This is a genomic window from Sulfitobacter sp. 1A15299, from assembly GCF_043556915.1.
Lineage (GTDB): Bacteria > Pseudomonadota > Alphaproteobacteria > Rhodobacterales > Rhodobacteraceae > Sulfitobacter.
Map to the genome: position 1 here is coordinate 1 of NZ_JBIFFJ010000052.1, position 9,786 is coordinate 9,786.

The 9,786-nt window shown below is 59.0% G+C and carries 9 protein-coding genes; all 9 read left to right on the top strand.

The genetic code is table 11. The features are described from left to right. Positions 1-475: 475 nt before the first annotated feature. The 9 genes from ACGYK7_RS18560 (at position 476) to ACGYK7_RS18600 (ending at position 9,412) form a co-directional block, all read left to right on the top strand. Positions 476-1,171: an IS1595 family transposase gene (locus ACGYK7_RS18560; protein ID WP_394403883.1), complete on the top strand. Its 696-nt coding sequence runs from the start codon at positions 476-478 to the stop codon at positions 1,169-1,171. A 367-nt stretch (positions 1,172-1,538) separates the two neighbouring features. Beyond that, positions 1,539-2,747 carry an ABC transporter substrate-binding protein gene (locus ACGYK7_RS18565; protein WP_394403884.1) on the top strand — a complete coding sequence of 403 codons (1,209 nt, stop codon included), beginning with the start codon at positions 1,539-1,541 and terminating at the stop codon, positions 2,745-2,747. Between the two features lie 55 nt (positions 2,748-2,802). After that, positions 2,803-3,669 (top strand): branched-chain amino acid ABC transporter permease, encoded by an 867-nt coding sequence (locus ACGYK7_RS18570; RefSeq protein WP_394403885.1) that lies wholly within the window; start codon positions 2,803-2,805, stop codon positions 3,667-3,669. Positions 3,670-3,677: 8 nt separating this feature from the next. Next, the gene (locus ACGYK7_RS18575) at positions 3,678-5,495 is read left to right on the top strand and encodes an ATP-binding cassette domain-containing protein (RefSeq protein ID WP_394403886.1); all 1,818 of its coding nucleotides are present in this window, start codon (positions 3,678-3,680) and stop codon (positions 5,493-5,495) included. Further along, a complete protein-coding gene (locus ACGYK7_RS18580; RefSeq protein WP_394403887.1) occupies positions 5,488-6,186 on the top strand; it encodes an ABC transporter ATP-binding protein in 699 nt (232 codons plus the stop codon). Before ACGYK7_RS18575 ends, ACGYK7_RS18580 begins: the two co-directional genes overlap by 8 nt. A gap of 1 nt (position 6,187) precedes the next feature. Beyond that, the gene (locus ACGYK7_RS18585) at positions 6,188-6,343 is read left to right on the top strand and encodes a hypothetical protein (RefSeq protein ID WP_394403888.1); all 156 of its coding nucleotides are present in this window, start codon (positions 6,188-6,190) and stop codon (positions 6,341-6,343) included. Positions 6,344-6,353: 10 nt separating this feature from the next. Next, positions 6,354-7,676 carry an amidase gene (locus tag ACGYK7_RS18590; protein ID WP_394403889.1) on the top strand — a complete coding sequence of 441 codons (1,323 nt, stop codon included), beginning with the start codon at positions 6,354-6,356 and terminating at the stop codon, positions 7,674-7,676. 6 nt (positions 7,677-7,682) lie between these two features. Continuing rightward, entirely contained in the window at positions 7,683-8,819 is a 1,137-nt protein-coding gene (locus ACGYK7_RS18595; RefSeq protein WP_394403890.1) for a transporter substrate-binding domain-containing protein, read from the top strand. Continuing rightward, positions 8,816-9,412, top strand: coding sequence for an ANTAR domain-containing response regulator (locus ACGYK7_RS18600; protein WP_394403891.1), 597 nt, complete (start codon positions 8,816-8,818; stop codon positions 9,410-9,412). Before ACGYK7_RS18595 ends, ACGYK7_RS18600 begins: the two co-directional genes overlap by 4 nt. Positions 9,413-9,786 lie beyond the last annotated feature (374 nt).

Here is a 9,786-nt window from a genome sequence, read left to right on the forward strand (position 1 = left end):
ATGGCCTCATTAAGGTCGGAGTTGGGCTTAAGGCGGTGGCGGGATGCCCGCAATGGCACGCCCAAGCTTGTCTTGCAACGTGCCTCTATTTTTTTGGGGGGGTGTCCGAAAACCGTGTTGGTGCGCTTCGTGATTTCGCAGAAGGGCCTATATTACTCGGCTTTTGACGCGGAGGATACCCATGCTGCACCACGACTTTCGCCGGTTTCTCGATGCCCTCGACCGCCTGAACCCGGCCTAGATCGAGGACGCCCAGTCGAAGCTCATGGCTCTCCGACAAACGACGGAGGCGATCTCTGAGATTGAGGCACGGACAAACCAAAATCACGAGTGCCCCTTCTGCGGCTACGAGCGCCGACAGAAGTGGGGCCGCACTCGAACCAAGGTGCAGCGCTATCGCTGCACTGGCTGTCAGAAGACCTATTCGGGCAGAACGGGTAGCGCCATCGGCCGACTCCATCGACCGGACCTGTTCATGGTCGCACTGCGGGATATGCAGGGCGTTGCCGCACCTCAGTCGGTCCGCAAGCTCGCTCGGCAATTAGGACTCAACAAATATACGGTCTGGCGTTGGCGGATGGTGGTGTTCTCCATCATCGGCAGCAGCTCAACCGTGAGCTTCTCCGGGATCGTGGAGGCGGATGAGACCTTCCAGCGGGAATCGCGCAAAGATTCTCGCGAATGGGTCCGGCACTTCGCATATCCGAAGAAGGTTGCACCGCCGCCCCGCCCCAGGTGGAAGGACTTTACGACGAACGGGCTGAAGATGATGCGAGGCCTCTCGAAGTGGCAGCTCCCCATTCTCACCGTCGCTGACCGCAGCGGCGCGCGCCTCTTCCAACGCCTGCCGAACCGCCAGAGAGTGACGCTCGAGCGCGCCATGAAGCCGCTGGTTCCGAGCGATGCCGTGCTCTGTTCCGACGGCGCCAGCGGCTACAAGAACGTCGCAGCAGCAGGCGGTCACGAGCACTTCGTGGTGGGCAGCAAGCCTGGCACGCGTGTGGCTTCGCGCTGCTATCACATCCAGAACGTAAACTCGCTCCACGCCCGCTACAAAGAGTTTATCAAGCCCTTCTGCGGACCGGCCACGAAGAACCTCAGTGGCTACATCCGCTGGCTGGAGGTGCGGCTGGCGGGCGTGCGCCCGGCGGGGATTGTCCGCATATCGTAATCCAGGATGCGCCCAGAGGTCTGCTTCGAGCCCAAACTGACCGATGCTGCACAATGAACCAATGGCCGCTTTGCTGCGGCTAAGATGGTGTCTGCGTCCGGATCGCCGGCGCGAGATCTCAGACAGTTCTGGATATAATTCAGCCACTCCGCACCGTGGCTCAGTGAGCTGCAAATTCGGCTATCCTGCAAGTAAATCGCAGTATTGGTTGACTCGATGAGGCACGGATTGCTACAGGTTCGATGTGCAACGACGCACCTAAAATCATCAAGCATCGCAGCTGAGCATTTGTTCTGTTGCGATTTTTTTGTGTCGAGTCACAGCGCGGATGCTCAGCCAGTTAGAATAAACAGGGAGACCATCCGAAATGAACAAGCACTTCACCACCAGCATGATTGCCGTCGCCGCCGCGCTGTCGGCGCAAGCGGCATTTGCCGAGATCAAGATCGGCGCGATCTTCGATCTGACCGGCGGCCTGAACATCTACGGCATCCAGCAGGACAACGCGCTGGACCTCGCGGTCGAGTCGATCAACGCGGATGGTGGGGTTATGGGTGAACAGATCGAGGTGGTCAGCTACGACTCCCAGTCCGAGCTGAGCAAGTATACCCAATACGCCAATACATCCGTTCTGCGTGACGGCATCTCGGCCATGTTCGCCGGGCTGACCAGCTCGTCCCGTGAGGCCATGCGCCCGATCTTTCGCCGCGCAAACATCCCCTACTTCTATTCATCGCTCTATGAAGGCGGTGCCTGCGACCGTCAGACTTTTGTGACTGGCTCGTCCGCATCGCAGCAGCTCCAGCCGCTAATCGAATGGGCCATCGCGGAATATGGCCCGCGCATCTATATCATGGCACCGGACTACAACTTCGGCACCATCTCGGCACACTGGATCAACGAATATGCCGAAGCAAACGGCGGAGAAGTGGTTGGCGAGGACTTTCTGGCGTTGACCGTCACCGACTACGCGCCAACGATCCAGAAAATCCAGCAGGCCCGCCCCGATTTTGTGGTCGCCCTGCCGGTGGGTGCAAACCAGACCGGTTTTCTGGAGCAATTCGCGGCTGCCGGTCTGAAGGACAACATCGGTGTGGTCTCCTCGAACTACGGTTCGGGCAACCAGCAGGTCGTGGTTTCGCCCGAAGCTGGTGAAGGACTGATCGCCAGCCAGGGCTACTTCATGCAGGTGGACAATCCCGCCAATGCCGAGTTTGTCGAAATGTGGACCGCGAAATATGGTGATGACACGCCCATCGTGTCCGGTGCGGTCGATGTCTGGAATGCGGTGCATGTCTGGGCGGCCGCTGTCGAGCAAGCCGGGTCGGCCGACCCGGAAGCTGTGATCGCCGCCATGGAAAGCGGCATCAGTTTTGACGCGCCGAACGGCACCGTTACGATGGAACCCGGTTCGCATCACTTGCGTCAGAACATCTACATCGCGCGCGGTGACGACAACCACGGTTTTGAAATAGTAGAGACCTTCGAGGACGTGGCTCCGACCTACGAGAACGAGATGTGCGATCTAATCGCGAATCCCGACCTCGCAGAGCATTTCACGCCTGAAACCAACTAATCCAAGCCGCGCCCCGGCCTGACAGCCGGGCGCACATCCTTCAAGGGAGGAAGCCATGGAACTCGATTTCCTGGCGACAGTCCTGCTGTCGTCTTTGTCCAGCGCGTCGATCCTGCTGATCGCGACAATCGGCCTCGCGGTCGTCTTCGGCCTCATGGGGGTCATCAATCTTGCCCATGGCGAATTCCTGATGATCGGAGCCTACACGGCCTTGACCGTCACGCAGGCCGGGGTTCCCTACATCCTCTCGATCCCGATAGCGGTGGCCGTCACCATGGCTATCGGGGCCATAGTCGAGGTTCTGATCATCAACCGACTTTACGGGCGATTGTTCGACACGATGCTCGCGACCTGGGGGCTTAGCATTGTGTTCTACCAACTCGCGGTCCTGATCTTCGGGACGGTGACACCGGGCATCGGTATGCCGCAATTCAATATCTCAATCGGTGACTATAGCCTGGCCGGGTATCCGCTCCTGATGATCGGCGTGGCCGTCGCGATGTTGATCTTCGTCTATCTGCTGATGACGAGATCGGTCTACGGAATGAAAGCGCGCGCCTCGATTCAGGTGCCGCAGATGGCGCAGGCCATCGGTATCGAGTCCTCCCGCACGAACATGCTGACCTTCTCGGTCGGGTGCGGTATGGCGGGGTTTGCAGGTGCGGTTCTTCTCCCGATCGTGCCTGCAACACCTTCCATGGGGTTCGCCTTCGTCATCAAGGCTTTCCTCACGGTCGTTGTGGCCGGTCCCGTCACTCTTACGGGCAGTGCGATCACCGCACTTGGTCTCGGGGGCGGGGCATCCGTGACCGCAAGCTTCATGACCTCCGTTGTCGGCGACGTCTTCTTCTTCGTCATCACTGCACTGCTGCTCTGGCTCTACCCGATGGGTATCTCGGCCAAGTGGCGTCGCAAACTGTGAGGCCCGCCATGTCAATCTCTGAAAAACTCTACAAACACGCGGGCCTCGTCTTCCCGGCTATTGCGGTTGTGCTGGCTCTCGTCTTTGCCGGACAGATCGATCCCTATCTGGCCTTTGTCGCGACTTCCTGGGTGATCTTCGGTCTCTTGGGTCTGAGCCTCGATGTGGTTTGGGGGCGCGGTGGACTGCTGAGCCTTGGCCAGACGGCCTTCTACGGTCTGGGTGGCTATTTCGGCAGTGTTGTTGCCATCAATTTCGCACCGACAACCGGAAACACCCTGATCTGGGCGCTTCCGGCCGGGGCTGCCTTCGGGGCCCTGGCCGCCGCGGCGCTTGGCTACATCATCTTCTTCGCCCGTATGGGGCCGCTGCAAAGCACCATCCTGTCCTATACGTTCACACTTCTGCTCTGGTCCGTGACGCAGACATTCAAGCTTGATGTCGGTGAAGCATCCATCGGCGGCGATAACGGTCTGTCGAATATTCCGGGGATCGTCCTCGGGTTTGGCGAAGGCGCACAGCCGCTCGGTCCCAACGCGGCCTTCGCCGCGGCAGTCGTCATCGCGGCGCTTCTCTATTTTTTCACCCGCTGGCTGATGCGTGGCACGTTTGGCCAGATCGTGGATTGCATCCGGATCGACGCCGAGAAGACAGAACTGCTGGGCTATGACGTCAGGAAATACCAGCTTCTGAACTTTGCATTTGCTGGCGCGCTCGCGGGGATTGCCGGTGCCTTGTTTGGTCTGTGGGCCAACTATTTGAACCCGTCGATCTTCTCGGTGCAGGAAGCGTTGCTGGTCCCGATCTATGTGCTGGTCGGTGGTCTCGGCACATTGTCGGGCGCGTTTCTTGGTGCGCTGGCAATCGGCGGGCTGTCCTTCTTTCTCGGGGGTGGTGCGGTCGGGGGCCAGACAACCCTTATCCTGGGTGTGGTGCTCATCCTCCTGGTTCTCTTCCTGCAAAACGGAATCCTGGGCGGGCTGGGCAATCTGTGGCGCAAGGCGCTTCCCGATCCGAATGAAGCCGCCCGAAACGCGGGGGCGGTCAAGATCGACAGCGATGTCCTCGGAGAAATTCTGGAAGATGCCGCCAGAGAAGCGGGACCGGCGAAAAACATGGGCACCGACGAAGCCTTCAAGCGGTTCGGCGGTGTGATACCGGTAAACAAGGTCACGCAGTACTTCACCCCCGGCAAACCCTACTCGCTGATCGGGCCAAACGGTGCGGGCAAAAGCTCGTTCCTGAAAACCTGCGTGGGCATGTACAAGCCCGAGGGCGGAACGGTTACACTCGGCAATGATGACATTACCGAGGCACCGATCTTTGATCGCGTGCGCAAGGGGATGGGGGTCAAGAACCAGAAACCACAAGTCTTCGGAGAGCTGACGGTTGCCGACAACCTCTGGACAGCCGCGTTCGCCCGGACGCACGACAGGGAGAAAGCCGAGGAAGTCGCGGCAAAGATCCTCTCCATGCTCGGTCTCGAAGGGCAGTCAGGCGTCCAGGCATCGGCCCTGTCGCATGGGCAGCAGCAATGGCTGGACATTGGCATGGTTCTTTGCCTCGCACCCCGCGTCGTCCTCCTTGATGAACCTGCTGCAGGCATGACCAACGAGGAAACCCGCGAACTGTCCTCGCTCGTCCGGACACTCGCAAAACACACAACGGTCGTCGTGGTCGAACACGACATGGAATTTGTCCGGACGCTGGTGGGCCATGTGACGGTCCTTCACCAGGGCGAAGTCTTTGCCGAAGGCGACATCGAGACGCTTCGAGCCGATGATCGCGTTCTCGATATCTACCTGGGGAGAAGTGAGCATGTTTAAGGTTGTGAATGCTACAGGTGGCTACGGCAAAACTACCATCATCCGCAACGTGTCGTTGGAAGTGAAAAGCGGGGAAATCGTCGCCCTTCTCGGCCGTAATGGGGTCGGGAAATCGACGCTCATGCGGTTCGCGACGAACCTCATTCCTCCGATGGAAGGCCAAATCGAGATCGACGGCAAACCCGCGCCGGACTCCCCTGCGAAACGGGCGAAGATGGGGTTGGGTTATGTTCCGCAGGGTCGCTTCGTCTTCCCGCGCATGACGGTGATCGAGAACATCGCCGTCGCCGCCGCTTCAAACGGACACGATCCGAAACAGACCGTTGACGAGGCGCTGTCGGATTTCCCGATGCTGCAACCCAAGGCACACGATCTGGCCGGGGGATTGTCGGGCGGTCAGCAACAGGTTCTGGCCCTGGCCCGCGCGCTGGCGATCATGCCGCGCATCCTGTTGCTCGATGAACCGACCGAAGGTGTTCAGCCCTCCATCATCGACGAGATGGCAGGCGTCCTGAAGCGGATCAACCAGGATCGGGGCATTGCGATCCTCGTTGCAGAACAGAACCTCGATTTCTGCCTATCCATCTCTGAGCGCGCCTACGTCATGGAAAAGGGCGAAATCCGAATGGAGACGGATCGGGACGCCTTGCTGGCGGACAAGGAGCTTCAGCAAGAGCTGCTGGGGGTCTGACATGAGCAAAACTGAACACCTGACAGAGGATCAGCAGAAACGCATCGCGACAACACTGGCCCGCATCCGCGGCGGATTGGTAGCAATGCCCCAACCGCCTTCCTCCGAACCAGCCCACATTTTTCACCCGGAGAGTTTCGATGTGCCCAAGACCTGAAACCGCAACCTTGCAGGTCGAGGCGCTCGCAAGCGGCTCGGCGACACCCAGCGATCTGACCAGGAGCGCCTTGAAACAGGCCGACGACAGGGCAGACCTCAACGCTTTCGTTTCTCTGGATCCTGACATTGTGCTGGAACAGGCAAAGGCATCGGACGCGCGCCGGTCCGCCGGAAAGCCCCTTAGCCCGATTGACGGCGTGCCTATCGCTATCAAGGACAATTACCTCACACGGGATTTTCCGACCACAGCCTGCTCCAAAGCCCTCCCCCGCGCAGCAAACGGCGTCGACGCGACTGTCGTAGCCAACCTACGTGCTGCCGGAGCGATCATTTTTGGCAAGACGAACATGCACGAATGGGCTTTCGGGGCGACGAACACAACCTCCAGCATCGGACCGACGCGCAACCCTCACAATGCCGACCATATCACGGGTGGCAGCAGTGGCGGATCGGCAGCGGCCGTCGCCGCCGGGATTGTCGGTGCCGCCCTTGGGAGTGACACCGGCGGGTCTGTGCGCATCCCGTCCGGGGCCTGCGGCGTCTATGGTTTCAAGCCGACTTATGGCCGGGCGTCACGCTTTGGCGTGTTGCCTCTCAGCTGGTCGCTGGATGCGCCCGGTCCGATTGCACGCAGTCTCGATGACCTCACACTTCTGCTGCCGTATTTTTTGGGAGCCGATCCGAACGATGCCTCCACCGCTCAGGCGAAACCGTTCGAAGACCAACCCGCGCCCGACACGCCTCGCATCCTGAACCTGGTCGGGAAAGGACTGGAACGGTCGGAAGAGATTGATCTGGCTGTGCGGAACGCTTTGGGCAGGGCGAAAGCGTCCGTGGAAGATGCTGAAATCCCGGACATGCGGAGCTTCTTCGCCGCATGGGAGGCGATCCTGCATGTGGAAGCATCGTCCTATCACGAAAAGCTTCTGGCTGATGAGCCAGCCGCGTTCACATCTGTCACCCGCGCCCATCTGGAAGCCGGGCGGCAGATCACCGCGACCGAAGCCATGCACGCGCAGAAACTGCGAGCGCGATTTATCGAGCTGTTGCTGAACGATCTGGGCGACTGGGATGCACTGGCGCTTCCTACCCTCCCCGTTCCTGCCCCACGTCATGGCGATGACAGGCAGAATTTCGGCGGGCGAGACGTAACCACCCAGGACAGCATGACCTGGTTCTGCTGGCCGGGAAACCTTGCCGGTCTGCCTTGCATCAGTCTTCCGGTAGGCACCTCTACAAATGGCCTGCCAATCGGTATGATGCTCATGGGACGACCGGGAAAGGATGAGAGGCTCCTAAATATCGCACGGCAATTCGACAAGAGCGGGTAACAGGAAATGAGCGTACATAAAATCAAAGTCGGCGTTCTGTTCTCTCAGTCCGGGCCGATGAAAGTGACGGAAGAGGCCCTTCTGAAAGGAACATTGCTGGCAATCGAGGAAATCAACGAGGGTGGGGGAGTTGGGGGCCGTCAGATCGACCCTATAATTCTGGACCCGCAAGGCAACGATCAGCGTTATGCGCAGCTTGCGACCGAACTGCTCCTTAGTCAGGGTGCGAATGTGATTTTCGGCTGCTGCCTCTCGGCCAGCCGGAAGCGGGTTCTGCCGGTGGTCGAGCGTTTCAACGGATTGCTCTTCTACCCGTCTGTCTATGAAGGCTTTGAGTATTCCCCGAACGTCATTTATGGGGGGGCTGTGCCCAATCAGCTCGTACTACCTTTAATGCAGCACATCTACGCCGAACATGGGAAACGCATCGCCTTGATCGGCACTGACACTCTCTATGCGCGGGAAATCAATCGCATCGTGGGTGAGTTTGTCGCGGAAAGCGACGGTCAGATCGTCAGCGAAATCTATCTTCCATTCGGGACCGATTCAGGGCTTGCGGCGGCCAAACTGCGGGAGACGGCATCGGCAAGACCCGATGTCATCCTCTCCACGGTGGTTGGCGAAGAAAGCGTGACGCTCTATTCTGCCTATGCAGAACTGGATGAACAGGAAAAGAAGGCTCCCATTGCTTCGCTGACCACGACCGAAGCCGAACTGCGACAGATGCCCGAAACAGCCCGCGCGGGACATATTACGGTGTCGCCCTACTTCAGCACGACCGACAGGGCGGCAAACAGCCGGTTTGTCGCGGGTTTCCGGGAGCGGTTCGGATCGGACCAGGTGCCAAGCGTCTATGCCGAAACGACTTACGCCCTGGTTCATTTCTTTGCAGATGCCGCGCGGGTTGCCGGTCAGTTTGACACGGACAGTCTGATGTCTGCATTGTCAGGAGCCGTTTTCAAAGCGCCTGGAGGCGATTTGTCGGTCGATCTGGACACGAACCACTTCACGATGCGCCCGCAGGTCGGCAGATCGACAAGAACCGGAGAGTTCGACATCGTGTGGAGCAGCGCGCAAAGCGTCCGACCCGACCCCTATCTGGTGTCCTATGACCGGTCGATTGGCGAGTTGGAACGTGCATGAGCATCGCCGGGACCAGTGATCAAAACCTCCTCCGGAGGTTGCGCCGGAAACGGGTATTGGTCATCCATCCCGACGACGAGGATCGCCGCACCCTGCTGGCCCAGCTCCGGAGGATCGGGTGCCAGACTGAAAAGCTCGCATCCCCGCCAGATACACTTCCTCCCGAAGTCGATGTCGTTCTCTTTCTGCTGCTGCGCAATCAGACAGACAACGCCGTCCAGTGGATGGCCGAAAGCTCGAACATCACTCGCATCGCCATCATTTCCTATGAGACGCCGGAAATCCTGACGGCCCTTGAACGGCTGCACGTTCACGCAGTGCTATCGAAACCCATTCGAATCTTCGGTGTTCTTGCCGCTTTGACCAATGCCGTAAGCTTGTCCCAGCACGAAGCCCGGTTACAACAAAGGGTCAGGTCATTGGATGACACTTTGAAAGCACGGAGACGCATTGAGAAGGCCGTCGCGATCCTTTCAAAGCGTCACGAAATCACAGAGGAACAGGCCTACAAACGGCTCCGCGACAAGGCGATGAAGGTCAATGCAACTATTGCAGATATTGCCGATGCTGTAATTGCGTCTGACGACGTATAGGACAATTCAACAAAAAAATCTGCACTTCTGTACTTTCAAGAAAAAACTTTCGCCACGACCCGAGAAACCGGACATTGGACCGTAGGCAGCTAAAGCTCGCTTTATCCCCCAGAGCGATCACTGCTCTCGAGGGTTTCGCTGCGCTGCGCACGAAAGATAGGGACCACAGCCGGGATGCCGCATAAGATTTGCCGCGTCACAGCAAAAGTTCCGTGGCGCGCGCTCAGCGAGAATTTGGCACTTTTGTAACGGGCTTGGAGTAGACATGGGGCAGGCCCGCAAGACCCACCGTCTGATCGATCATGCCCCATAGCGTGGTGTAACTCGCGGCTGGCCGGGCGCTTTCGACGGCCGAGCTGATCAGTCCGTCTGAG